Genomic DNA, 23,890 nt, shown 5'->3' on the forward strand with positions numbered 1-23,890 from the left:
GAAATACGTCGAAGGAATCACACATCGTGAAGGCACTCGCGGCGAAGAGAAGGCACCGGGCGGCTCCCGTTGTCCTCATGATGCTTGCGCTCGTGGTCATGGGCGGTCTGTTCACCGTCTTCGCTCCACAGGCAGCCGAAGCAGAGGAGGAGATCAACGCCGACGCAGCCAACGGGGAACGGATCTTCATCACCAACTGCGCCACCTGCCACGGCATGGACGCCGAGGGAAGTGACGAAGTCCCCTCGCTGATCGGCGTGGGTGCGGCATCAGTGCACTTCCAGATCGTCACCGGCCGGATGCCGATGGCGGCCAATACCCCGCAGGCGGAGGCCAAGCCCCCGCAGCTGACCGAGCAGCAGGCATTCGACGTGGCGGCCTACATCGCCGCCATGGGCCCGGGCCCGGCGATCCCCAGCCCCAGCCAGGTCGACCCCGAACTCGGTGACGCCCCCAACGGCATGCTGCTGTTCCGCACCAACTGCGCCATGTGTCACAACGCCGTCGGCGCCGGTGGAGCCCTCACCGAGGGCAAGTACGCCCCGGCGCTGTGGGAGTCCACCGGCGTGGAGATCTACGAGGCGATGCTGACCGGTCCCCAGTCGATGCCGGTCTTCAACGACGCCACCCTGACGCCGGAGGAGAAGCGTGACATCATCGCCTACCTGTACGCCCAGCGTGAGCCCAATCCCGGGGGCCTGACCCTGGGATCACTCGGCACGGTGCCCGAGGGTGTCTGGGTCTTCGTGGTCGGGATCGGAGGCCTCATCGGCTTCGCTATCTGGATCGGAGCACGGTCCTCATGAGCATCGAGCAACAGCAGTCGCGCGCCGAGGTCGTCCCGGCTGATCACGACACCATGCCGGAGAGGTTCGAGAACCCCGGGATCGAGCCGCACCGCCCACGCCTGGGCGATGAGGACCCGGTCGCGGCGAAGCGGTCCGAGTGGCAGGTGGTCCTGATCTTCGGGATCTCGATCCTGGCCACCATCGGCGGCGTCGTCGGGTTCTACGCCTTCCCCGTGGACGAGGGCGTGTCCCTGGGCGGCATCCGCCTGTCGAACCTGAGCCTGGGCCTCGGTCTGGGTGTCGGCATGCTCGGCATCGGCGTCGGTGCGATCCACTGGGCCAAGTCGCTGATGTCGGACGTGGAGCAGAGCGAGCCCCGCGAGGAGCAGCGCAGCGACGAGGAGACCCGCGCGACCATCGCCGGCATGCTGCGCGACGGTGCCCGGGAGTCCAACATCGCCCGCCGGCCCCTGTTGAAGGGCACCCTGGCCGGGGCGGTGCTGTTGGCCCCGCTGACCTTCCTGGTCCCCTTCATCGGTGGTCTGGGGGGTGACTGGAACATCGACCGGTTCCGCCGTACCGCGTGGGCTCCCCGCACGAACGACGCCGGCGGGACCGAGTTCGTCTACCTGGCCCACGACCCCGGTGGCGGCCGAATCCGCGCCGCAGACATCACCGAGGGCTCGATCGTGCACGTGATGCCGTACGAACTCACCGAGAACTACGAGCACTACTTGGACGAGAAGGCCAAGGCCGTGGCGATCCTGGTGCGCGTGGACCCGCGCGAACTCACCGAACCCGAGGATCGTCAGGACTGGTCCTACGAGGGCATCGTGGCCTACTCCAAGATCTGCACGCACGTGGGTTGCCCGGTGGCGTTGTACGAGCGGCAGACCCACCACGTGCTGTGCCCGTGCCATCAGTCAACGTTCGACATCACCGACCAGGCCAAGGTCGTGTTCGGACCGGCGACCCGGCCGCTCCCACAGTTGCCGATCGCCGTCGACGACGAGGGTTATCTGTACGCGGCCGATGATTTCCCCGAGCCGATCGGCCCGAGTTTCTGGGAGCGTGACCGAGTATGAGCACCACCACCGCCCCCACCGGTGTGCCGAAGAAGCCCTCGCGCGCCGCTGCCGCGGGAGACCTGCTGGACAGCCGGGTCGGCGCGGCGAAGATCGGTAAGGGCCTGCTGCGCAAGATCTTCCCCGATCACTGGTCCTTCCTGCTCGGCGAGATCGCGCTGTACAGCTTCATCGTGCTGATCATCTCCGGCGTCTTCCTCACCATGCACTTCGTGCCCTCCATGGCGCACGTGTACTACCCCGAGGACGCGCTCCCGGAGACCATGCAGGGCGTGTACATGTCCGAGGCAATGGCCTCCACGACATACATGTCCTTCCACGTCCGCGGTGGCCTGTTGATGCGCCAGATCCACCACTGGGCGGCGCTGCTGTTCATGGCGGCGATCGTGGTGCACATGCTGCGGGTGTTCTTCACCGGCGCGTTCCGGAAACCGCGTGAACTGAACTACCTGATCGGGTTCACGCTGCTGATCGTCGGGCTGCTAGCCGGCCTCACCGGATACTCCCTGCCCGACGACGTGCTCTCCGGGAACGGGCTGCGCATTCTCGAGGGCGTGGCGCGCAGTATTCCCGTTCTGGGTGCCTACCTCTCGATGATGATCTTCGGCGGGGAGTTCCCGGGTGTGGACATCATCCCGCGCATGTTCACCTTCCACGTGCTCCTGATCCCAGCGCTCATCCTCGCGCTCGTCTCGGTGCACCTGTTCCTGGTGTTCTGGCACAAGCACACCCAGTACCCCGGTCCGGGCCGCACGAACAAGAACGTGGTCGGCTACCCGCTCTTCCCGGTCTACATGGCCAAGGCGGGTGGCTTCTTCTTCATCGTCTTCGGGTTCCTGTCGCTCATGGGCGCCACGATGGGCATCAACGCGGTTTGGAACTACGGCCCGTATGATCCCTCTCTGGTCAATGCGGGCGCTCAACCCGACTGGTACATGCTCTTCCTCGAAGGCGCGCTGCGCCTGATGCCCGGGGTCTGGGAGATCTCTGTCTTCGGATACCTCATCCCGCTGAACATCCTGATACCAGGGGCCATCATTCCTGGTCTGCTGTTCACGTTCTTCGCGCTGTACCCGTTCATCGAACGGTCCGTCACCAAGGACGACAGCGAACACCACGTGCTGGACCGGCCCCGCAACGTCCCGGTGCGAACCGGTCTCGGGGTCGCCTTCATCACCGCCTTCATGGTGTTGAACTTCGCCGGCGCCAACGACCTGATCGCGACGCACTTCGACCTCAGTCTGAACACGATCACCCATGTGCTCCGAGTGGCGTTCTTCGTCGCCCCGGTGCTCGCCTTCGTCATCACCAAACGCATCTGCCTCGCGCTGCAGCGCAACGACCGCAACCTGGTGCTGCACGGTCACGAGACCGGGCAGATCGTCCGGTTCGCCTCCGGTGAGTACATCGAGGTGCACAGGCCCCTCGACGAGCACGAGCGCTGGATCCTGGTGGGCCACGAGCCGGGCCGGCCGTTGGAGATCGACCCGCCGGAGGACTCCGCCGGAGTACGCCGCCCGGGCTACCACAAGGACCGGCTGCGCCAGCGGATTTCCCGGTTCTTCTACGAGGACCGGGTGGAGCCGGTCACGCCCGCCGAACTCGCTGCGGCAAACCGCCACCACGACCACCACGCGGCTGTGGACGCCGAGGAGATCGCCACGGAGCAGGGCATTGAAGCAGCCGAGCGCGCCGGGCACGAGCGGGACGAAGAAAGCGTCGGCAGTGGCATCACCAGTTCCGGCCCTCCCGGGTCCAGCACGCACGGCTGAAGCACGCACAACCACCCTTCGCGAGCCCGCGGCCGGCGCGCACTACCCGCGCACCGGGCCGCGGCTTCGAAGTCCCATCGTGGACCTGTTCCTGCTCGAGCACACGGCAGGCTCAGGCGATACGGTGGAGGAAGGGCCGCGGAACCCGCACTCGGCGGGTGATCCGCAGTCGCCACCAATCGGTGCGGAAGGGCCGCACCGACCACCACCAGGAGGTAATTCATGGCGCAGTACACGCTCCCTGACCTTCCCTACGACTACGCAGCGCTCGAGCCGCACATCTCCGCCAAGATCATGGAGTTGCACCACAGCAAGCACCATGCGACCTACGTATCCGGCGCCAACACCGCGCTGGAGAAGATGGCCGAGGCGCGTGAGTCCGGTGACCTGGCCACGGTCAACATGCTGGAGAAGAACCTGGCATTCAACCTCGGTGGCCACATCAACCACACCGTGTTCTGGAACAACCTCTCCCCCGACGGCGGTGGCGAGCCCGAAGGCGAGCTGGGCGAGTTCATCAAGGATCAGTTCGGCTCCTTCTCCGGGTTCAAGGACCACTTCACCGCCAACGCCACCGGCATCCAGGGCTCGGGCTGGTCCATCCTGGGCTGGGACGACCTGGGCCAGCGCGCCCTGATCTTCCAGCTCTTCGACCAACAGGGCAACATTCCCGTGGGAATCACTCCCCTGCTCCAACTCGACATGTGGGAGCACGCCTTCTACCTGGACTACCTCAACGTCAAGGCGGACTACGTCAAGGCGTTCTGGAACATCGTGAACTGGCAGGATGTGGCCGCTCGCCTCGAACGCGCCAAGGCCAACAGCGCCGGCCTGACTGGCTGACCCGGGCCGGACGGCACGACGCGCGAGCCAGACACGAGCGCGCACACGACGAGGCCGCAGACCCTGCCCCGGAGGCGGGGTCTGCGGCCTCGTCGTAGATGCCTATTGTCGTCGTAAGGTGCCGGCGGTGCCACGTACCGGCAGCGGGGGCGGCGACCTACCGCCTGCCGGTGATCAGTGCGCGTGCGGGCCGCGGCTGAACTCGAATACGTGGCCGATGAGGCCCACGACGGCGACGGCCACCCCGAGGCCGAAGACCCACCAGCCGGCCGCCAGGCCGAGGAAGACCAGCGAGACGGCGATACCGAGCACGAACGGCCACCAGCTGTAGGGCGCGAAATGACCGTAGTCGCCGGCCGGGTTGTCCTCGATCGTGGCGCTGGGATTGTCCTCGGGCCGCGCATCGATCTTGCGGCCCTGCAGCACCAGGAAGAACCCCACCATCCCCCACATGCCCATCAGCAGGGCCAGGGCGGTGGTGCCGACGGGCTCCCAGTCCGACCAGAGGCCGTAGATGACGGACACGGGAAGGAAGAAGACGGCCAGCGCAATGAACGACCACATCTCCACGCCCATCGGGCGGCGGGTGTTGGGCCGGTTCACGGTGGAGCCGGCCGCGTCCCCGGTGTGGGTATCGGTCATCGGGCGTCCCCTCTCTTCACGGAGGTCTCCGCCGAACTCTCGGCGTCACCGTAGATCTTCTCCAGCACATTCGGATCCGGTTCGATGTGGTCCATCGCGGCAACCTCCGGGTGGTGCAGGTCGAACGCAGGACGCTCGGAGCGGATTCGCGGCAGCGTCACGAAGTTGTGCCGTGGTGGCGGGCTCGACGTGGCCCATTCGAGCGAGGCGCCGTGGCCCCACGGGTCATCGAGGGTGACCTTCGGGTGCTTGCGCCAGGTCTTGTAGACGTTGTAGAGGAACGGCAGCGTCGACAGCGCCAGCACCACGGCCGAGATCGTCGACAACTGGTTCATCCACACGAAGTCGGCCTCAGGCAGGTAGTCCGGGATCCGCCGCTGCATGCCCATCACACCGAGCCAGTGCTGGATCAGGAAGGTGCCGTGGAATCCGAAGAAGAGCAGCCAGAAGTGGACCTTGCCGAGGCGTTCGTCCAGCATCTTCCCGGTGAACTTGGGCCACCAGAAGTAGAAGCCCGCGAACATCGCGAACACCACGGTGCCGAACACCACGTAGTGGAAGTGCGCCACCACGAAGTAGGTGTCGGTGAGGAAGAAGTCCAGCGGCGGGCTGGCCAGGATCACGCCGGTGAGCCCACCGAACAGGAAGGTGGCCAGGAAGCCGAGCGCCCAGAGCATCGGCGTCTCGAACGTCAGTTTCCCGCGCCACAGCGTGCCGATCCAATTGAAGAACTTCACGCCTGTCGGAACCGCGATCAGCATCGTCATCACCGCGAAGAACGGGAGGAGCACCTGCCCGGTGGAGTACATGTGGTGCGCCCACACCGTCACCGACAGCCCCGCGATGGCGAAGGTGGCGAAGACCAGGCCCTTGTAGCCGAAGATCGGCTTCCGGGAGAACACCGGCAGCACCTCGGAGACGATGCCGAAGAAGGGCAGCGCGATGATGTAGACCTCCGGGTGGCCGAAGAACCAGAACATGTGCTGCCACAGCAGTGCACCGCCGTTCTCGGCGGCGAAGACCTGTGACCCGAGGATCCGGTCCGAGGCCAGCCCGAACAGCGCAGCCGCGAGCAGCGGGAAGGCCATCAGCACCAGGATCGAGGTGAGCAGCACGTTCCAGGTGAAGATCGGCATCCGGAACATCGTCATCCCCGGCGCCCGCATGCACAGGATGGTGGCGATGAAGTTGACTGCACCGAAGATGGTGCCGAATCCGGTCATGATCAGCCCGGTGACCCACAGGTCCGACCCGAGTCCGGGCGAGTAGGTCTCCAGCGACAGCGGCGTGTAGGCGAACCAACCGAAACTGGCCGCACCACGTGGGGTGAGGAACCCGGACACGGCGATCAGTCCACCGAAGGTGAACAACCAGTAGGAGAACATGTTCAGCCGCGGGAACGCCACGTCCGGGGCGCCGATCTGCAACGGCATGATGGCGTTGGCGAACCCGGCGAACAGGGGTGTCGCGAACAGCAGCAGCATGATCGTGCCGTGCATGGTGAAGTACTGGTTGAACTGCTCGGCACTGGTGACCACCTGGATGCCCGGCGCGAACAGTTCAGCCCGGATCACCAGGGCCAGCAGGCCCCCGAAGGCGAAGAAGATGAAGGAGGTCACCATGTACAGGTTGCCGATGACCTTGTGGTCGGTGGTGGTGATCCACTTGACCACCGAGCTGCCCAGGCTCTGACGGTCCGGGGCGAGTCCCGGCACCGCCTCGACGGCATGCCCGGTGCTGGTGTCACGTTCGTCGATAGCCATCAGTCATCCTCTCCCTGGCCAGGGGTCCGCTGACCGGACGGAATCGAGATCCGGTCCAGGCTGGAATCCAATTGACCGGTCTGCCCGGCCTCGCGCAGCGCGGCGATGTGCTCCTCGAACTCCGCTTCGGAGACGACCTCGACGTTGAAGAGCATGTTCGCGTGGAACTCACCGCACAGTTCGGCGCACTTGCCGATATAGGTGCCCTCCACCCCGGGGGTGATGTGGAAGACGTTGCGCTCGCCCGGGATCATGTCGAGTTTGTACAGGAAGGCCGGCACCCAGAACGAGTGCGCGACATCGCGCGAGAGCACCACGAACTCCACGGTCTGGTCCACCGGAAGCACCAGGGTCGGCACCTCCTCCGGAGCGCTGGTCACCACCTCATCGGGGGTGAAGTCGTTGTCCCACGGGTCCCCGGTGTCCCAGACGTCCTCGTCGACGTAGTTGAAGTCGAACGCCCATTGCCGTCCGATCGCTTCGATCTGCAGGTCGTACTCACCGGTCACGTCGGTCTGCTCGTCCTGGATAGCGGCCGTGTAGTAGAACAGCACGCCCACCATCACCAGCGGGACGAAGGTATAGAGCAACTCCAGCGGCAGGTGGTAGCGCAACTGCACCGGCAGGGTGTTGTCGTGCTTGCGCTTGCGGTACACGATGACGCACCAGATCAGCAGCCCCCAGACCAGCACACCCACCAGGAGGGCCGCGATCCAGGTGTCCACCCAGAACTGCACCAAGGTGTCGGTGTGTTCGGTCATGCCTTCAGGGCCGGGCAGCCAGCCACGCTGGACCTGTTCGGTCGAGCAGCCGGCCAGAACGAGCAGGCCGATCAAGCCGAGTACCACTGGCCTGGCTCTGCGTGACGGTGATCTCCGTACAGGAGGGACGGACACGATGCGGACGCCTTCCGATCTCATGGATGAACTGCCCCAAGCCTAGCCCCTCCGCCGGGATGCGAGCACGCCAACTCGCCCCATCCCCACCTGCGAGAACACATCCGAGGTGACATGCTGTCAGGTTCTGACACGGCCCCGGTTGAGCGTCGTGTCATCGGCTCCGAACGGGGCCGGATCAGGCTCCGTGGGTCAGAATGATGTCGGTGAGGATCGCCACACCCGGGGCCCCCTCGCCCTGCGGCATCGTGATCAGCACCCGGGAGCCTTCCGGGACGTCAACGAGCAGGTCGGCCCACTGTCCCTGACCGATCCGGGCGACCCACGGACCGTCCTGGGAACCTTCGTGCTCGGGCCAGGTGCTGTCCCGTTCCTCGTTCGTCCAGGACACCACCGAGTAGGCGAGGGCCACGGTGTGCCCCGGCGCCAGTACGTCACCGTCACCCTCGGCGATGACCTGCACCGTCGCCTCCGGCGGCTCCGGTGCGTCCTCACGCACGGTCAGCAGGGCCGGCGAGCCGAGTTCGCCCTCGATGGTCACCGGCAGGTCCTCAGGCTCGGCAACCGGGGTGGCATCGGCGGCCCCGGCGGCATCAGGCCCGGCGGTGTCGATGACGTCGACCACGAACACGATGGTGTCCTCACCGCCGATCCCGGCATCGGGGTTGCCGGAGGCCCCGTAGCCGAGTTCCGGAGGTATCGAGATCAGCAACCGCGATCCAACGGGGTGGCCGGGTATGCCCCGGGACCAGCCCTGCACCACCGAGCTGAGCGCGAACATGGCCGGAGCACCCCGTTCGAAGGAGGAGTCGAATGGCTCGGCCTGTCCCCACACGTGCCCGGCGTAGTCGGCGACCACCGGCGCCTCCTCGGCGACCACCTCACCGTCGCCCTCCTCGAGCACCTCCACCCGGAGGCCCTCCGGAGCGCCCGAATCGGGGAACGTCATCTCCGCGGAGGAGCCGAACTCGGCCGACACCTGCGGCATCTCATCGCCGGGCGCACCGGCGTCGTCGTCGGTCTGCGTCGTTCCGGGATCGCCGTCGGAACCCTCCTGCGATCCTGGATCAGGGTCGCCGGCGCAGCCGGCCAGAAGTACCAGCGCAGCACCTATCGCCGCGGCGCCGCGCAGGCCCCGCCGCCACTGCGCGCTCAGTGGAAGGAGTCCCCACAGGCGCACGATCCCCCGGCGTTGGGGTTGTCGATGGTGAACCCCTGCTTCTCGATCGTGTCGGCGAAGTCGATGGTCGCCCCGCTCACGTACGGCACGCTCATCTTGTCCACGATCACTTCGACGCCGTCGAAGCCGCGCACGGCGTCTCCGTCGAGGAGGCGCTCGTCGAAGTAGAGCTGGTAGATCAGCCCGGAACAACCACCGGGCTGCACGGCCACCCGCAGGCGGAGGTCGTCCCGACCCTCCTGCTCCAGCAGGGCCTTGACCTTGGCCGCTGCAACGTCGGTCAGCAGCACCTCGTGGGTGACATCGTTTTCGGTGGTCTGGCTCATCGTCGTCTCTCCGGCTCGGGGTTGTGCTCGGTCGCCTCGCGACTTCTCCGTCAACTGTAACCCGCACTGGCCCAGATTCCGATCCCGGGTTCTGCGCGATTCGGGTGCGCGGGACGGTTCGGCACGTGGGCGGTGACCCGTCCGCTGAGGCCCGGGCGCATCCGACGGCGGTGGGCAGCCTCGGCGGCGGGTGACCTCAGGCGGTCGCCCAGTTGCGCATCACCCGGGCCGAACGAGCGCCCAGGGCCTGCACCGGATCGGCCGGGTGGGCAGCCGCGGGCCGGTTCCCGGGTACCAGTGGCTGGTCGATCAGCGGATACGCGGCGCTGATGCCGACGGTGGCCATCTCCCGACGGTTGACGTAGACCTCGTGAGCCACTGCCACCACCGGCAGCCCGCGTTCGGCCGCCAGTGACCCGACCGTGGCCACGACTCCTTCATGCATCGCGTCGGCGTCCAGCGAGGCAGTCCCGGTCAGGACCAGGTCCGCCCGTGCCATCAGATCGCGCAACCCGACTTCCTCGCCGACGACGGCGGCACCGGGCAGCACCCGTGCGCCGAGCAGTCCCAGTGCGAAGGCCCCGCCTCCCCCGGCGCCGGTGTGCGAACTGCTCGGTTCCAGCACGTGCGCATGTCCCGCCAGGACCGGCCGCAGCGGGGTCAGGGCCCGGGCGTGGCCGGCGGCGTCATGAGCGAAGACGGACGTGGCCGACTCGATCTGCTGCGCCTCAAGGGCGTTGATGCCGAACCGTTGCAGTCCTGCACCCGCCCCGTGCAGCCCCACCAACGGGGTGTCCGTCGCCGCAGCCACGACCAGATCCACGCCGGCCAGGTGCTCGCGCAACCCGGCGAGTGCAGACCAGGCCGGTGCGTCGGTGCCGGTTCCGAGGCCGGTCAGTTCGGTCAACCTGCGCAACAGCCCGGCGCCGCCGTCATGGGTGGGGCTGGGACCCAGTCCGATCACCACCCGGGTGGCGCCACCGGCCACGGCTGCCTGCAGGACGTCGGCGAGCCCGGCGCTGGAACCCTCGACGGCCCGGGCGCGAGCGTCCTCGACGTTGCTCCGGTCACCGTTGAACCCCAGCAGAGCGGCACCGTCGATGTAGGCGGTGCCGCCGCCGTCCCCACCCACGTGCAGCACAGCGGCAGGCACCGGGCTGCCGAGCGAACCACGCACCTCGATCGGGGTGAGCGTGCCGCCACGGGCGGCCTGCACGGCGTCGATAAGGCCGGTGCTGCCATCGCTCATCGCGGCCGTGAGAACTTCGTGCCCGCCCCCGTCCCAGGGGCGGGCCAGGACCTGCCCGGCCTGGGCAGCGGTCAGGGTGCCACCGAAATGGTCCGGGGCGATCAGCACACGCACCCGGCCATTGTCCCCCACCGCCGCAGTTGGGTGTCACGCCCGGCTGGTGCGGCGGTGCCGACCGCGGTGCCGGTGCGGACTGTGGGGCGGGGCGGGCGCCGGTGACGGAGCGGCTACCCTGGTGGGGTGTTCGGACGCCAGAAGAATCCCCCGCAGCCTCAGCCCAGCGAACCGGAACCGCCGACGTCGGTGGACGGCCGCAAGGGTCGGCCCACGCCCAAGCGCAAGGACGCCGAGGCCGCCAACCGGCGACCCCTGGTCCCCAACGATCGCGGCGCTGCGCGGCGCAGCCAGCGGGAGAAGTTCGCCAGGGCCCGCCGTGAACAGCAGGAGGCGATGCTCTCCGGCGACGAGGACAGAATGCCCCCGCAGCACCGCGGACCGGCACGCCGGTTCATGCGGGACTACGTCGATGCCCGCTGGTCCCCGGGTGAGTTGTTCCTGCCGGCGGCGATCCTGATCATCCTGGTCCTGCTCGCCGGAAACCTGTTCCCGGCCTTCATCGAGGTCATTATCACCGCGATCCTGGTGGCCTACGTCTTCGTGCTGCTGGCGATCATCGATGCGGTGATTCTGGCGGTGCGGGTGCGCAACAAGGCTCGCGCGAAGTTCGGCGCGGACAGACTCGGCCGTGGGCCGCTGATGTACGTGGTGTTCCGCGCCTTCTACCTGCGGCGCATGCGGCTGCCCCGCCCGGTCGTCAAGCGCGGTCAGTTCCCGGTCTGAGCCGACCGCTGCCGCTGGGGACGCGGCTGCATGGCCGGGCCGGTTCGATCCCGGTGTGACCCAGCGGGTACGGCGTGGCTCAGCGCTGCAGCAACGACCGGTTCATCCAGGCCGCCCAGGTGGGGCCGGCGTAGATGAAGGCGGTGTAGGCCTGGACCGCGTCGGCGCCGGCTGCCAGATAGGCGCGCGCGTCGGCCGGTGAACTGATTCCGCCGACCCCGATGATGACCTGCCCGGGGGCGCATCGTCGCCGCAACCTGGCGACCACCTCCAGGCCGCGGGCACGTACCGGTAGTCCGGACATGCCACCGGGGCCGTGGTCGTGATCGATCGTGGTGTTCACCGCCACCACACCATCCAGGCCCAGTTCGGCGGCCAGGTCCGCCACCGCATCGACGTCGTCATCGGCCAGATCCGGGGCGATCTTGACCAGTACCGGTACCGGGCGGGCCGCACCGGCATCGGCGGCCTGTTGCACGGCCGTCAGGATCGGGCGCAACGAACTGATCTGCTGCAGGTCCCGCAGGCCCGGGGTGTTCGGCGACGAGACGTTCACCACCAGGTAGTCGGCGTAGCGGGCGAGCATGCGCGCGCTACAGGCGTAGTCGGCGACCGCCTCGGCGGCCGGGGCCAGTTTGGATTTGCCGATGTTGACACCCAGCACCACGCGCCGCCCGGCCGCGGTGCGACGCAACCGGTGCAGGCGCTCGGCCACCACGGCGGCGCCGTCATTGTTGAACCCCATCCGGTTCACCAGGGCGGCCCGCTCGGGAACGCGCCACAAGCGCGGACGTTCGTTGCCGGGCTGGGGGCGTGCGGTGACGGTACCGATCTCGACGAACCCGAACCCGAGGGCCGCCAGTCCGGCGACCATGGTGGCGTTCTTGTCGAAACCTGCGGCCAGACCCAGCAGGCCACCGGTGGCTCTGCCGAACAGCGTCGGTGCGGGCTGCGGTACGCAGCCGCCCGCCGTGGGCGCCCGGCGCCGGAGGCCATCGGCGGCCGCGGCGCGCAGTGCCCGCCGATTCGCCGAAGCGCCGCTGAGCAGCGACACCGCCGTCCGCACGGGACCCAGCCGGCCGGCGAGCCCGATCGCGGTGGCCGCCAGGTGGTGGGCCCGTTCCGGGTCACTCCTGGCCAGCACGCGGGCGAAGACCGCCCGGTAGGCGGCCGCGGCCGGGCCGGGCGGGCCCGGGCGCGGCACAGTCCGTTCCGGGGGCTCGAGGGCTCGGCCGGACTGCGGATCCGGTGGGCGCGTCGTCATCGGGTCCACCCTCCCACGTGGGCGGTCACTGCGCCGCGACCCGGCCCGGTCGTGACCACCACAGCCAGCTCAGGCCGAGGAAGGGCAGCACTGCGGGCAGGTAGCCGTAACCCGCCCCGAATCCGGACCACACGGTTTCCCGTGGGAACAGTCCGGGATCGGTCAGGGTCAGCAACCCCACCAGCACCACTCCCACCAGTTCGATCAGCACCGCCAGCCAGCCGACCCGCCGCCACCGCCGGCCGTTGTGCGCCAGTGCGATGGTCGCGACCAGGTAGACCACCGCGGCAAAGGCGGACAGGCCGTAGGCCAGCGGTGCCTCACCGGCGTCCCTGATCAACTGCACTCCCGAGCGGGCGGTGGCCGAGATCGCGAAAACGGCGTAGACGACGATCAAAGCGCGCCCGGCGCCGTAGGCGGGTCGGCGGGTGTCCTCAGCCGGGGTCAGTGCCGTGTTCACCCGATCACCCAGATCTGCCAGATCCGCAGTTGCAGCACCGCGATCGTGAAGGCCGCCACCACCAGCACCACCGAGGACCAGCGGGATCGGTCCAGCACCGCCCACCAGCCGGCGGCCGGCAGCAGCACCAGCGCCGTGATCAGGTAGCCCCACAGCAGCACCGTGTCGACCGTGTGCTCCCCCGACCCCAGGGCGATGCCGGTCACCACCATCTGCGCGATGATCGCCAGGACCACCAACGCGCCGCCGATCAGTTGAATGAAGATCACCGGACGATCGCGGAGGCCGCGAATGCCCGCCCACCCGGCGAGAACCAGGGAAGCGCCGATGATGCACCATGTCAGGATCAGCACAGGCAGCACAGTAGTCGCTGGTCGGTACCATGGCGTACGTGACTGAACTGACACTGACTTCCAAGAGCCCTGTCCGCCTGCCTGCCGACGCCCTGGTGATCCCGGTGTACGAGAATGGCGATTCCACCTCCCTGCTGGCCAACCCAGCCCTGGATGACCAGGTGCGCGCCGCGCTCGCCGGCACCATCGAACTGCTGGACATCTCCGGGGAGCCGGGCAAGGTGACCCGCGTGCCCGCCCCGGAGCAGCTGGCGGCAACCACCGTGGCGTTCACCGGACTGGGCGAGGTGGATGGACAGCCCGATGCCGAGCAGATCCGCCGCGCCGCCGGTTCCGCGGTGCGCGAACTGGAGGGCGCCAAGACCATCGCCCTCCTGTTCGGGCTGGAGGACGCCGAGTCCACCGGCGCCGTCACCGAGGGGGCCCTGCTCGGGGCCTACCGCTTCACGCGGTACAAGAAGGACATGCCGACCCCTGCCCAGATCGTGGTGATCTGCGGAGCCGCCAAGCAGAAGGCGGTCAAGGACGCGGTGGAGCGGGCACGGATCCTCGCCCAGGGGGTCAACGCCACCCGGGACCTGGTCAACACCTCCCCGAAGGACCTGTACCCGGAGTCCTTCGCCCAGACCGCCCGCGGCCTCGTCAAGGGCACCAAGGTGGGGATCGAGGTGCTGGATGAGAAGGCTCTGCGGGCCGGCGGCTACGGCGGGTTGCTCGGCGTGGGCCAGGGCTCGGACCGCGGGCCCCGGCTGGTCACCCTGACCTACAAGCCGGCCAAGGCCAAGACCCACTACGCCCTGGTCGGCAAGGGCATCACGTTCGACTCCGGCGGTCTGTCGATCAAGCCCGCCAAGGGCATGGAGACCATGAAGTTGGACATGGCCGGCGCCGCCGCCGTGCTGCACACCGTGCTGGCGGCCGCCGAACTCAAGTTGCCGATCGCCGTGACCGGTTACCTGGCGCTGGCCGAGAACATGCCCTCAGGCACCGCCCAGCGGCCCTCGGACGTGATCGAGATCCGCGGCGGTAAGACCGTGGAGGTCCTCAACACCGACGCCGAGGGCCGGTTGGTGCTTGCCGATGCGCTGGTCGCCGCGACCGAGGCCAAGGCGGATCTGATCGTGGACATCGCCACCCTCACCGGTGCTCAGATGGTGGCCCTGGGCAACCAGGTCAGCGCCGTGATGGGCACCGACGACGCGCGCGAGCAGGTGGTGGCCGCAGCCAGCACCAGCGGTGAGCAGTTCTGGCCGATGCCGTTGCCGGGTGAGTTGCGCCCGTCGCTGAAGTCGACCGTGGCCGACCTCGCCAACATCGGGGACCGCTTCGGTGGGATGCTCACCGCCGGGCTGTTCCTGCAGGAGTTCGTCGGCGACACCCCGTGGGCGCACTTGGACATCGCCGGACCGGCCTTCAACGAAGCCTCTCCCCGCCACTACGTTCCCAAGGGCGGCACCGGGGTGGGTGTGCGCACGATGTTGCGCCTGCTCGAGGACGCCGCGAACGCCTGAGCCGGCCCGGGGCGCATCCGATCGGACCGCACCGGCCGGCTCGATTGGGGCGAAGGCCCAACCAGTGCCAAGATGGTGGCACCCCGCGCCATTCGGTACCGACGCGATCGAGGAGCAGCCCGTGAACGACGAGGAGTCCGTCCCGTACGACCTCATCGTGCTCGGCGCCGGTAGCGGCGGTTACGCAGCGGCTCTGCGCGGAGCCCAACTCGGACTGTCGGTAGCCATGGTGGAGGTCGACCGGGTGGGCGGAACATGCCTGCACCGCGGCTGCATCCCCACCAAGGCGCTGCTCCAGTCGGCGCACGTGGCCGACGTGGTGCGCCAGGGCGAGGACTTCGGTGTGCTCGCATCGCTCCAGGGGTTGGACATGGCCGTGATGCAGCATCGCAAGCGGACCGTGGTGCACCGGATGCACAAGGGGCTGCAGTCGCTCGTGTCGGCCCGCAGCATCGAGCTCATCCCAGGTCGGGGCATGCTCACCGATGCCAACACCGTGATGGTCAACGACGCGCCCGTGCGGGGCCGCCACGTCGTTGTCGCTACCGGCTCCCGGCCAGCCAGCCTGACCGGGGCCTCCCTGAGCGGACGGGTACTGAGTTCGGACCAGGCGCTGGAACTGGAGTGGATCCCCAGTTCGGCGATCGTGATCGGTGGCGGGGTGGTGGGTGTCGAGTTCGCCAGTATGTGGCGCTCGCTCGGCACCGAGGTCACGGTGGTGGAGGCCCTGCCACACCTCCTACCCGGTGAGGACGAAGACCTGAGCAAAGGGCTGCGGCGGGCGTTCAGGAAGCGCGGGATCACCGTCCGGACCGAGGCCCGGGTAGAGCACGTGGACGATCAGGGCGACCAGGTCTCCATCACCTTGGCCGACGGCACCGAGGTCACGGCCGAGGTGCTGCTGGTCAGTGTGGGCCGGACACCGGTGACCGCTCACCTGGGCCTGGAAGACGCCGGGGTGGACCTCGTAGACGGCTTCGTCGCCACCGATGAGCGACTGCGCACCAGCCGCGAAGGGATCTACGCCGTCGGGGACGTGGTGCGCGGCGCGCAACTAGCCCATCGCGCATTCGCCCACGGCATTTTCGTCGCCGAGGAGATCGCGGGTTTGCGCCCCGAGCCGGTCGCGGATGACACCATTCCCCGGGTGACCTATTCCGACCCCGAGGTTGCCGCCGTCGGCCTGACCGAGACACAGGCCCGGCAGGAGCACGGCGAGGAGTCGGTGCAGACCGGTGAGTTCAACCTCGCCGGCAACGCACGCAGCCAGATCCAGGGCGTACAGGGGCTGGTCAAACTGGTCCGGGTGAACGATGGACCGATCGTGGGCGCCCATCTGATCGGTCAAGGTGTGGGCGAACTCATCGGTGAAGCGCAGTTGATGGTGGGCTGGCAGGCATACCCTGAGGACGTGGCACCGCTCATTCACGCTCACCCCACACAGAACGAATCGCTCGGCGAGGCGGCGCTGGCTCTGGCCGGTCAACCCTTGCACTCGAATCACTGACCCGACGAAGGAGACTGAGAAGGTCATGTCCGAATCCGTGCAGATGCCCGCTCTGGGCGAGAGCGTTACCGAAGGCACTGTCACTCAGTGGCTGAAGTCCGTCGGTGATGAAGTTGAGGTGGACGAGCCCTTGCTGGAGGTCTCCACCGACAAGGTCGACACCGAGATCCCCTCGCCCGTGGCCGGAGTGCTGGAGAAGATCCTGGTCGAGGAGGACGAAACCGTCGAGGTGGGGGCCGAACTGGCCGTCATCGGCAGCGGTGAGGGTGCCTCAGGCGGGGACGACGCCGAGGAGGGCGCCTCCGACGACGAGGGTGCCTCCGAGGAGGAGAGTCCGGCCGACGCCGGGTCCGACGAGGATGAGGCCCCGGCCGCCGAGGAAGAGCCGGAGCCCGAGCCGGAGCCCGAGCCGGAAGCCGACGACAAGGGTGGGGAGTCCGACTCCGCACCCAAGTCGCAGGACTCCGGTGGCGGCGGTGAGCGCACCGCCGTCAACCTGCCCGAACTGGGCGAAAGCGTCACCGAGGGCACCGTCACCCAGTGGCTGAAGTCCGTGGGCGATGAGGTCGAGGTGGACGAGCCGCTGCTGGAGATCTCCACCGACAAGGTCGACACCGAGATCCCCTCGCCCGTGGCCGGCACCCTGCTGGAGATCGTGGTCGAGGAGGACGAGACCGTCGAGGTGGGCGCTGCGCTGGCCTACGTCGGCTCCGGTGACGCCGGCAGCGACTCCGGGGCCGAGGCGCCCAGTGAGAGCGCTGAGCAGCCCAGCGAGCCCGAGCAGGACGAGAAGCCCAGCAAGCCCGAGCAGGGGGTGGACGCCTCCGGGGGTTCCGACGCCGCGGAGGCCGAGGGTGAGGAAACACCGGAGACCGGTCAGGCCCAGATCCCGGAGGACGTCGAACCCGAGCCGGCGAAGTCCGAACCCGAACCGGAAACGCCCGAACCAGCCAAGTCCGAGCCGGCGCCCAAGCAGGAGGACGCTCCCACGGCGGACTCGGGCGACGAGCCGGTCGCCTACGTGACCCCGCTCGTGCGCAAACTCGCTGCCGACAAGGGCGTGGACCTGGCGGACGTGAGCGGCAGCGGCGTCGGTGGGCGCATCCGGAAGCAGGACGTGCTCGACGCCGCCGAGGCTGCGGCCAAGGCCGCCCAGGCCAAGGAAGAGGAGCCGAAGGAGGCCCCGGCGGAGAAGAAGGCCGAGCCGAGCGCGGCTGGGGAGGTCTCGCCGCTGCGCGGCACGCGGGAGAAGATGTCCCGGTTGCGCAAGATCGTGGCCAAGCGGATGGTGGAGTCCCTGCAGGTCTCGGCCCAGCTCACCACCGTGGTGGAGGTGGATGTCACCAGGGTGGCGCGACTGCGGGACAAGGCGAAGGCGGAGTTCCAACGCCGCGAGGGCGTCAAGCTCACCTACCTGCCGTTCTTCACGCTCGCGGCGACCGAGGCGCTCAAGACCTACCCGAACCTGAACGCCTCGATCGAGGGTGAGGAGATCGTCTACCACGGCGCCGAGAACGTGGGTATCGCGGTGGACACCGAGCGCGGCCTGGTGGTGCCGGTGGTCAAGGACGCCGGTGACCTCAACATCGCCGGGATCGCTCGCAGCATCGCGGACCTGGCAGACCGCACCCGGGCGAACAAGATCACCCCGGACGAGTTGTCCGGCGGGACCTTCACCATCACCAACACCGGGTCGGGTGGTGCGCTGTTCGACACCCCGATCCTGCTGCAGCCGCAGGTGGGCATCATGGGCATCGGCACGATCGTCAAGCGCCCCGTCGTGGACGTGATCGACGGTGCCGAGGTGATCGCGGTGCGGTCAATGGTCTACCTGTCGCTGTCCTACGACCACCGACTGGTCGATGGCGCCGACGCCGGGCGCTTCCTGACCGCCGTGAAGAACCGGTTGGAGGAGGGCGCGTTCGAGGCCGCTCTCGGTCTCTGACCGCCCAACCCAGATGCCGGCCCAGCCGGCCGCCGAGTGCCCCGACCGGGAAGGACGCTGAATTGTGAGCGTAACCGTCCTGGCCGGGGCCTCCGGCTTCCTGGGCTCGGCACTGGCCCACGCCCTGACCGAACAGGGCCACACGATTCGCCAACTGGTGCGCCGCCCCGCCCGCGGCCCCGATGAGGTGCAGTGGGATCCCGACGCGGGCGTCCTGCCGCAGGCTGCCTTGGAGGGTGCCAGCGCCGTGGTGAACCTGGGTGGGGCGGGCATGGGCGATCGTCGTTGGAACGCCCGCTACCGGCGGCTGATCATCACCTCCCGGGTGCATGGCACGGCACTACTGGCCAACGCCCTCGCCGAGCGCGCGCGCGGTGGGGAACGGATCCGGTTCCTGCAGGCCTCCGCGGTGGGCTACTACGGCGACGGTGGAGAGCAGGAACTCACCGAGGACTCCCCCAATGGGGAGGGATTCGTGCCGAGCGTGTGCCAGGCGTGGGAGGCAGCGGCGGACCCGGCGGTGCGGGCCGGGGTACCGGTCGCGTTCCTGCGCACGGGGCTGGTGCTGGACCCCGCCGCGGGGGCGCTGGCCCGAATGATGCCGCTGCTGCGCCTCGGACTCGCCGGACCGTTGGGCTCGGGACGCCAGTGGTGGGCATGGATCACCCGCGCCGACCATGTCCGGGCGATGGTGCACCTGCTGGGCTCGGGGGTGACCGGACCGGTGAACGTGTCCGCGCCCACGCCCGAACGCAACAAGAACGTCACGACGACGCTGGCCCGCCAGCTCGGCCGGCCGGCGTTCGTCCCGGCACCGGCCTTCGGGATCCGATTGGTGCTGGGTGAGTTCGCCCGCGAGATCACAGCATCGCAGCGGATGGTACCCCGCGTCCTGGTCGACGACGGATTCACGTTCACCGCTCCCACGATCGCCCTCGCTGCCGAGCAGCTGCTGGGCTGATCAGCACCGGCCCACCTGCGCCACCTGCCAACCGTCGCTCCCGGCTCGCAGATCCAAGACCACGCAGGTGCGTTCGGCGCGGACGGTGGCGGTGCCCTCCGGCGTGGTGAGCCTGTGCTCGCGCGTGTGCAGAACCGCCCGTACCGACGCCGATGCCGCGCCTTCGTGGTCGGCCGGTCCCGGCCACGGGCTCGAGGCGTCCCTTGCTTCCTGCGCCCCGGCACCCCCGGTCGCGGGAGTGGTGATCTCCTCGGCACGGACCACCTCGGTCGCCAGCCCCGTCACCTGCACGTCTCCCTCATTCAGCGCATCGGCCAGGGCCGAGTCCTGGGCGGCTGCGGGCGACCCGGGGATGGTCAGCCTGGTGAGGGCGCGGGAATCGGCGGTGTTCAGGGCCTCGTCCCGTGCCAGGGTCAGCGCCCGGACGGCCGCGACCGGATCACCCGCTGCCTCGACACGATCGATGTGCTCGCCGGGACGTGCCGCCTCTTGCGTGGTCGTGGACATACCGATGGGGGTGACCGTCTCCTCCGCATCCGCCCCGGGCAGGGTTGTGGTGCGCGGCAGCATCCAGACCAGGCCCACGGCCAGCACGACGGCGAGCAGCACGGCGACCACCACCCGGCGGCTACCGGTATCGGCCCGGTGGCGCGGTCGGTGATCGTGTCTGCGGCGGGTCACGTCTCGCTGGGCGTGCTCCCGCACGCTCACGCCGGCCAGGGAACGCAGGTCCGGGACGCTGACGGGTGCGACGGGATAACTGCCCAGGGTCGCGTGGAGCTCCTGCGCGGTGCAGCGCTGGTGCGGCTCGGCGGCCAATGCCGGGGCGAGCCGTTCCCGCACGTGGGTCTGGTGGTGCTCGGGCACCAGCCAGGCCACCAGCCTGGCCAGGGCGTAGACGTCGGCAGCCGCGGTCGGTACCTCGCCCCGATCCTGTTCCGGGGCGGCGAAACCCCCGGTCCCGATCTCTCGGGACGGTTCCCCGGCCAGATCCACCAGGACGGCTCCCTCCCCGGGGCTCAGCACCACGTTGGCCGGGGAGACATCACCGTGGATGATCCCGGCTTCGTGCAGCGCTACCAGCGCCGAGGCGAGTTGTGCACCGATGCCGGTGGCTTCGTCCACACCGAGGCCACCCCGCCCCACTCGCAGGGTGGCCAGGGTGGGTCCTGGGACGGCCTCGGTGACCAGGGCTGCCTGCGCAGGCCCGGTGCTGATGACTTCCCGCAATCTGACCAGGTGCGGGTGCTCTACCCCGGCCAGCCGTTCCAACCGGTCCAGCCGGCGGCGGTGCCGCTCGGGAGGTACCTGCGCCAGCATCCGTACGGCCACTGCGTCCCCGTCATCATCGCGTGCCAGCCAGGTGGCGCCGTCGGCGCCGAAGCCGATCGGGCCGTTCATCCGGTAGCCGGGGACCTGCATGCTGCTCAGGCAACCACAATCGGTGCCGTCCCCGTTCCGGTTATCCACAAGTAGCGAGCGGACCTCACTCGCGCCGCGCCCGGCCGGGCTCCGCGGAGCACTAGGGTGGGGGCATCATGGCCAAGAAAGACGCATCCGATAAGACGCCGAAGGTGAAGAAGCGGCGCTGGTACCACCAGCTCTGGGAGATCTTCACGATGGTTCGCAAGGCGCGACCGTCGATCACCTGGTGGATCCTGCTGATCATCGTGGGCGGCACCGCCGTCGGCGCCGTCCTGGGGCAGTTGATCGGATTCCCGATCTACGTCCCGGTGCTGGTGTTCCCCTTCACCCTGCTCGGGGCGATGTTCCTGCTCTCCAGATGGGCCGAGTCGGTGGCCTATGGGCGGATCGAGGGCCGGCCCGGCGCGACCGGCTCCGCGCTCGGCACCATCCGTCGCGGCTGGAACATCGAGGAGGAGCCGATCGCGGTGGATCCGCGCAGCCAGGACCTGGTCTTCCGCGCCGTAGGCCGTCCCGGTGTGGTGCTGATCGGAGAGGGCCCGCCACACCGGCTGAAGCGCCTGCTCGAGGCCGAGCGCCGCAAGGTGGCCCGGGTGCTGCCGAACGTCCCGATCATCCTGCTGCAGTGCGGCCGCGAGGAGGGCCAGATCCCGCTGCCCAAGATCGCCAAGAAGGTCCAGCGGCAGAAGCCGAAACTGACCAAGGTCGAGGTGGCGGAGGTGTCCAAGCGGCTGCGGGCACTGCGCTCAGGCCGCCTGCCCATACCCAAGGGCGTCGACATCACCAAGATGCGCCCGGACCGCAAGGGGATGCGAGGCAGATAACATCGCGCAGACGGCCGGGATCACCAGCGAGGCGACTCCTCGTCGTCGGTCCTGGCGCGCTACCTGTCCGGACTTCGCCTGCGACCCGCCGGCCGTTCCCCCCTCGGTCGCGCACCTGTTGGCTGCGACCTCAGCGCAACGGCACGATGTGGGTGCCGGACCAGCGTTCGTGCAAGCCGCGGCCGTGCGCATCGGTGACGATCGGCGGGAACAACAGGCAGAGGGCCACCGTGCGGATCAGGGCGCGCCGGAATCCGGGTGTGGTCCCCTGCTCGGTCCGGGTGGCCACGCCCACCAGTCGGTGCCCGATGGTGGTGCCCAGGGTGGCCTGCAGCACCCACGTGGTGACGGCGAAGATCACCAGGTTCGCCAGCGGATCCCCTGCGAAGAACACCAGCGCGACGGCCATCGAGGCGAACCAGTCCACCAGGATCGCCAGCACCCGACGGCCCCAGAAGTTCCGCGCCGGGGGGCGCTCCAGGTTCGGATGCTCAGTAGGCTCGCTCGTCACCGCTCCACGGTAGTACGACCCTCCGGCTACCTCCTTCACCTGTACGGACCCGGCAGATTGACCCGACCAACCTCAACGCCGCGCCTGCTATACCTAAACACCGCACCATGTGAATATAATGCCTAAGCCATAACACCCGCATTGCCGTAAAGCACCCCGTATGGGTCTCATCAATCAAGGAGAAGCCCGCATGTTCAGCAGCGCTGAAGAAGCCATCGCCTTCACCAAGGACGAAGGCGTGGAGTTCGTCGACGTCCGGTTCTGCGACCTGCCGGGGGTGATGCAGCACTTCAACATCCCGGTGGAAGCGTTCGAGGAGGGCGCCTTCTCCGATGGCCTGATGTTCGACGGGTCCTCCATCCGTGGGTTCCAGGCCATCCATGAGTCCGACATGAAACTGGTCCCGGATGTCTCCAGCGCGTTCGTGGACCCGTTCCGGAGGCACAAGACCCTGGTGGTCAACTTCTCCATCGTGGACCCGTTCACCGATGAGCCCTACTCCCGCGATCCCCGCAACGTCGCCGCCAAGGCCGAGGCCTTCCTGAACTCCACCGGAATCGCCGACACGGTCTTCTTCGGGCCGGAGGCGGAGTTCTACTTGTTCGATGACATCCGCTACGGCACCACCCAGCACTCCGGCTTCTATCACATCGACTCCGTCGAAGCAGCGTGGAACACCGGTCGCGAGGAGGAGGGCGGCAACCTCGGCTACAAGACGCGCTACAAGGGCGGGTACTTCCCGGTGCCGCCGAACGACCAGTTCGCCGACCTGCGTGACTCCATGGTCTCGATGCTCCGCGAGGTCGGGTTGGTCCCCGAACGCGCCCACCACGAGGTCGGCACCGCCGGACAGCAGGAGATCAACTACAAGTTCAACACGCTGCGTGCTGCAGCCGATGACCTGATGAAGTTCAAGTACATCGTCAAGAACGTCGCCTGGCACAACGGTAAGTCCGCTACGTTCATGCCCAAGCCTCTGTATGGGGACAACGGGTCCGGTATGCACTCCCACCAGTCGCTGTGGAAGGACGGCGAGCCGCTGTTCTTCGACGAACAGGGATACGGCGGCCTGTCGGACACCGCTCGCTGGTACATCGGCGGGCTCCTGTCCCACGCACCGTCGTTGGTGGCCTTCACCAACCCGTCCACGAACTCCTTCCGCCGCTTGGTCCCCGGCTTCGAGGCACCGGTGAACCTGGTCTACTCGGCCCGCAACCGCTCGGCCTGCATCCGCATCCCGATCACGGGTAGTTCCCCGAAGTCCAAGCGCGTGGAGTTCCGCGTGCCCGATCCCTCAGCGAACCCGTACCTGGCGTTCTCGGCGATGCTGATGGCCGGTCTGGACGGCATCCGCAACCGCATCGAACCCCCCGAGCCCATCGACAAGGACCTGTACGAACTGCCGCCGGAGGAGCACAACGCGATCGCCCAGGTTCCAGCCTCCCTGGAGGGCGCCCTCGCCGCACTTGCCGATGATCACGACTACCTCACCGAGGGCGACGTCTTCACCCCGGACCTGATCGAGACCTGGATCGAATACAAGCGCACCGAGGAGATCGATTCGCTGCGCCAGCGCCCCCACCCCCACGAGTTCGCCCTGTATTACGACCTGTGAGGAGTGAGCGCAGCGAGCCCCGCACACAGGTCGCGATCAAGCACCACCTGTGAGGAGTGAGCGCAGCGAGCCCCGCACACAGGTCGCGATCAAGCACGACCTGTGAGGAGTGAGCGCAGCGAGCCCGCTG

Annotated in this window: 22 protein-coding genes; 11 read left to right on the forward strand and 11 right to left on the reverse strand. The window is 68.3% G+C overall.

The window, feature by feature from the left end; all coding sequences use genetic code 11:
• Positions 1-26: 26 nt before the first annotated feature.
• From ACO0LV_RS01405 to ACO0LV_RS01420, 4 genes are all read left to right on the forward strand, one after another.
• The gene (locus ACO0LV_RS01405; protein WP_424786071.1) at positions 27-806 is read left to right on the forward strand and encodes a c-type cytochrome; all 780 of its coding nucleotides are present in this window, start codon (positions 27-29) and stop codon (positions 804-806) included.
• Positions 803-1,873 carry a Rieske 2Fe-2S domain-containing protein gene (locus ACO0LV_RS01410; protein ID WP_424786072.1) on the forward strand — a complete coding sequence of 357 codons (1,071 nt, stop codon included), beginning with the start codon at positions 803-805 and terminating at the stop codon, positions 1,871-1,873. Before ACO0LV_RS01405 ends, ACO0LV_RS01410 begins: the two co-directional genes overlap by 4 nt.
• Entirely contained in the window at positions 1,870-3,645 is a 1,776-nt protein-coding gene (locus ACO0LV_RS01415; protein ID WP_424786073.1) for a cytochrome b, read from the forward strand. The genes ACO0LV_RS01410 and ACO0LV_RS01415 overlap by 4 nt, the downstream gene beginning before the upstream one ends.
• Positions 3,646-3,867: 222 nt before the next feature.
• Positions 3,868-4,488 carry a superoxide dismutase gene (locus tag ACO0LV_RS01420; RefSeq protein ID WP_424786074.1) on the forward strand — a complete coding sequence of 207 codons (621 nt, stop codon included), beginning with the start codon at positions 3,868-3,870 and terminating at the stop codon, positions 4,486-4,488.
• Between the two features lie 174 nt (positions 4,489-4,662).
• Here ACO0LV_RS01420 and ACO0LV_RS01425 read toward each other — a convergent pair whose 3' ends face one another.
• The 6 genes from ACO0LV_RS01425 to ACO0LV_RS01450 form a co-directional block, all read right to left on the reverse strand.
• The gene (locus ACO0LV_RS01425; protein WP_424786075.1) at positions 4,663-5,130 is read right to left on the reverse strand and encodes a cytochrome c oxidase subunit 4; all 468 of its coding nucleotides are present in this window, start codon (positions 5,128-5,130) and stop codon (positions 4,663-4,665) included.
• Complete coding sequence (gene ctaD / locus ACO0LV_RS01430) at positions 5,127-6,893, reverse strand: cytochrome c oxidase subunit I (protein WP_424786076.1); 1,767 nt, start codon at positions 6,891-6,893, stop codon at positions 5,127-5,129. Before ctaD ends, ACO0LV_RS01425 begins: the two co-directional genes overlap by 4 nt.
• Complete coding sequence (gene coxB, locus ACO0LV_RS01435; protein WP_424786077.1) at positions 6,893-7,654, reverse strand: cytochrome c oxidase subunit II; 762 nt, start codon at positions 7,652-7,654, stop codon at positions 6,893-6,895. Before coxB ends, ctaD begins: the two co-directional genes overlap by 1 nt.
• Positions 7,655-7,967: 313 nt before the next feature.
• On the reverse strand, positions 7,968-8,969 hold the full coding sequence (locus ACO0LV_RS01440) for an FKBP-type peptidyl-prolyl cis-trans isomerase (protein ID WP_424786078.1): 1,002 nt from the start codon (positions 8,967-8,969) through the stop codon (positions 7,968-7,970).
• Positions 8,942-9,295 carry a HesB/IscA family protein gene (locus tag ACO0LV_RS01445; RefSeq protein WP_424786079.1) on the reverse strand — a complete coding sequence of 118 codons (354 nt, stop codon included), beginning with the start codon at positions 9,293-9,295 and terminating at the stop codon, positions 8,942-8,944. The genes ACO0LV_RS01440 and ACO0LV_RS01445 overlap by 28 nt, the downstream gene beginning before the upstream one ends.
• 196 nt (positions 9,296-9,491) lie before the next feature.
• On the reverse strand, positions 9,492-10,658 hold the full coding sequence (locus ACO0LV_RS01450; RefSeq protein ID WP_424786080.1) for a glycerate kinase: 1,167 nt from the start codon (positions 10,656-10,658) through the stop codon (positions 9,492-9,494).
• Positions 10,659-10,784: 126 nt separating this feature from the next.
• On the opposite strand from ACO0LV_RS01450, the gene ACO0LV_RS01455 reads away from it, so the two are divergent.
• Positions 10,785-11,384 carry a DUF3043 domain-containing protein gene (locus tag ACO0LV_RS01455; RefSeq protein ID WP_424786081.1) on the forward strand — a complete coding sequence of 200 codons (600 nt, stop codon included), beginning with the start codon at positions 10,785-10,787 and terminating at the stop codon, positions 11,382-11,384.
• A gap of 79 nt (positions 11,385-11,463) precedes the next feature.
• On the opposite strand, the gene ACO0LV_RS01460 is transcribed toward ACO0LV_RS01455, so the two are convergent.
• From ACO0LV_RS01460 to ACO0LV_RS01470, 3 genes are read right to left on the reverse strand one after another with little or no spacing between them, the layout of a single operon-like run.
• Positions 11,464-12,648 carry a quinone-dependent dihydroorotate dehydrogenase gene (locus ACO0LV_RS01460; protein ID WP_424786082.1) on the reverse strand — a complete coding sequence of 395 codons (1,185 nt, stop codon included), beginning with the start codon at positions 12,646-12,648 and terminating at the stop codon, positions 11,464-11,466.
• A 25-nt stretch (positions 12,649-12,673) separates the two neighbouring features.
• Positions 12,674-13,108, reverse strand: a complete 435-nt coding sequence (locus ACO0LV_RS01465; RefSeq protein ID WP_424786083.1) for a hypothetical protein — start codon at positions 13,106-13,108, stop codon at positions 12,674-12,676.
• Positions 13,105-13,461, reverse strand: coding sequence for a hypothetical protein (locus tag ACO0LV_RS01470; protein WP_424786084.1), 357 nt, complete (start codon positions 13,459-13,461; stop codon positions 13,105-13,107). The genes ACO0LV_RS01465 and ACO0LV_RS01470 overlap by 4 nt, the downstream gene beginning before the upstream one ends.
• Before the next feature lie 29 nt (positions 13,462-13,490).
• Between ACO0LV_RS01470 and ACO0LV_RS01475 the strand changes: the two genes are divergently transcribed.
• The 4 genes from ACO0LV_RS01475 to ACO0LV_RS01490 all read left to right on the forward strand — a co-directional run bounded on the left by ACO0LV_RS01475 (position 13,491) and on the right by ACO0LV_RS01490 (position 19,385).
• Positions 13,491-14,972 carry a leucyl aminopeptidase gene (locus ACO0LV_RS01475; RefSeq protein WP_424786085.1) on the forward strand — a complete coding sequence of 494 codons (1,482 nt, stop codon included), beginning with the start codon at positions 13,491-13,493 and terminating at the stop codon, positions 14,970-14,972.
• A gap of 121 nt (positions 14,973-15,093) precedes the next feature.
• Positions 15,094-16,479 carry a dihydrolipoyl dehydrogenase gene (gene lpdA / locus ACO0LV_RS01480; RefSeq protein WP_424786086.1) on the forward strand — a complete coding sequence of 462 codons (1,386 nt, stop codon included), beginning with the start codon at positions 15,094-15,096 and terminating at the stop codon, positions 16,477-16,479.
• 25 nt (positions 16,480-16,504) lie between these two features.
• Positions 16,505-18,424, forward strand: a complete 1,920-nt coding sequence (gene sucB, locus ACO0LV_RS01485) for a 2-oxoglutarate dehydrogenase, E2 component, dihydrolipoamide succinyltransferase (RefSeq protein ID WP_424786087.1) — start codon at positions 16,505-16,507, stop codon at positions 18,422-18,424.
• Between the two features lie 64 nt (positions 18,425-18,488).
• On the forward strand, positions 18,489-19,385 hold the full coding sequence (locus tag ACO0LV_RS01490) for a TIGR01777 family oxidoreductase (RefSeq protein WP_424786088.1): 897 nt from the start codon (positions 18,489-18,491) through the stop codon (positions 19,383-19,385).
• On the opposite strand, the gene ACO0LV_RS01495 is transcribed toward ACO0LV_RS01490, so the two are convergent.
• Complete coding sequence (locus tag ACO0LV_RS01495; protein ID WP_424786089.1) at positions 19,386-20,807, reverse strand: serine/threonine-protein kinase; 1,422 nt, start codon at positions 20,805-20,807, stop codon at positions 19,386-19,388.
• 116 nt (positions 20,808-20,923) lie between these two features.
• On the opposite strand from ACO0LV_RS01495, the gene ACO0LV_RS01500 reads away from it, so the two are divergent.
• On the forward strand, positions 20,924-21,634 hold the full coding sequence (locus tag ACO0LV_RS01500) for a DUF4191 domain-containing protein (RefSeq protein WP_424786090.1): 711 nt from the start codon (positions 20,924-20,926) through the stop codon (positions 21,632-21,634).
• A gap of 130 nt (positions 21,635-21,764) precedes the next feature.
• Here the strand turns inward: ACO0LV_RS01500 and ACO0LV_RS01505 are convergent, their stop codons facing one another.
• Entirely contained in the window at positions 21,765-22,145 is a 381-nt protein-coding gene (locus ACO0LV_RS01505; protein WP_424786091.1) for an RDD family protein, read from the reverse strand.
• A gap of 190 nt (positions 22,146-22,335) precedes the next feature.
• Between ACO0LV_RS01505 and glnA the strand changes: the two genes are divergently transcribed.
• On the forward strand, positions 22,336-23,760 hold the full coding sequence (gene glnA, locus ACO0LV_RS01510; RefSeq protein ID WP_424786092.1) for a type I glutamate--ammonia ligase: 1,425 nt from the start codon (positions 22,336-22,338) through the stop codon (positions 23,758-23,760).
• Positions 23,761-23,890 lie beyond the last annotated feature (130 nt).

Origin of the sequence: Pseudactinotalea sp. Z1739, from assembly GCF_049725055.1 — a bacterium.
In the GTDB taxonomy this organism is placed as follows: Bacteria; Actinomycetota; Actinomycetes; order Actinomycetales; family Beutenbergiaceae; genus CALKWS01.

Bases quoted from the DNA above. Each gene is read 5' to 3' on its own strand.
- ACO0LV_RS01475 (WP_424786085.1), top strand. From the start codon at position 13,491: ATGGCGTACGTGACTGAACTGACACTGACTTCCAAGAGCCCTGTCCGC.
- ACO0LV_RS01495 (WP_424786089.1), bottom strand. From the start codon at position 20,807: ATGCAGGTCCCCGGCTACCGGATGAACGGCCCGATCGGCTTCGGCGCC.
- coxB (WP_424786077.1), bottom strand. From the start codon at position 7,654: ATGACCGAACACACCGACACCTTGGTGCAGTTCTGGGTGGACACCTGG.
- ACO0LV_RS01500 (WP_424786090.1), top strand. From the start codon at position 20,924: ATGGCCAAGAAAGACGCATCCGATAAGACGCCGAAGGTGAAGAAGCGG.
- ctaD (WP_424786076.1), bottom strand. From the start codon at position 6,893: ATGGCTATCGACGAACGTGACACCAGCACCGGGCATGCCGTCGAGGCG.
- ACO0LV_RS01420 (WP_424786074.1), top strand. From the start codon at position 3,868: ATGGCGCAGTACACGCTCCCTGACCTTCCCTACGACTACGCAGCGCTC.
- ACO0LV_RS01425 (WP_424786075.1), bottom strand. From the start codon at position 5,130: ATGACCGATACCCACACCGGGGACGCGGCCGGCTCCACCGTGAACCGG.
- ACO0LV_RS01460 (WP_424786082.1), bottom strand. From the start codon at position 12,648: ATGACGACGCGCCCACCGGATCCGCAGTCCGGCCGAGCCCTCGAGCCC.
- ACO0LV_RS01415 (WP_424786073.1), top strand. From the start codon at position 1,870: ATGAGCACCACCACCGCCCCCACCGGTGTGCCGAAGAAGCCCTCGCGC.
- glnA (WP_424786092.1), top strand. From the start codon at position 22,336: ATGTTCAGCAGCGCTGAAGAAGCCATCGCCTTCACCAAGGACGAAGGC.
- sucB (WP_424786087.1), top strand. From the start codon at position 16,505: ATGTCCGAATCCGTGCAGATGCCCGCTCTGGGCGAGAGCGTTACCGAA.
- ACO0LV_RS01445 (WP_424786079.1), bottom strand. From the start codon at position 9,295: ATGAGCCAGACCACCGAAAACGATGTCACCCACGAGGTGCTGCTGACC.
- ACO0LV_RS01410 (WP_424786072.1), top strand. From the start codon at position 803: ATGAGCATCGAGCAACAGCAGTCGCGCGCCGAGGTCGTCCCGGCTGAT.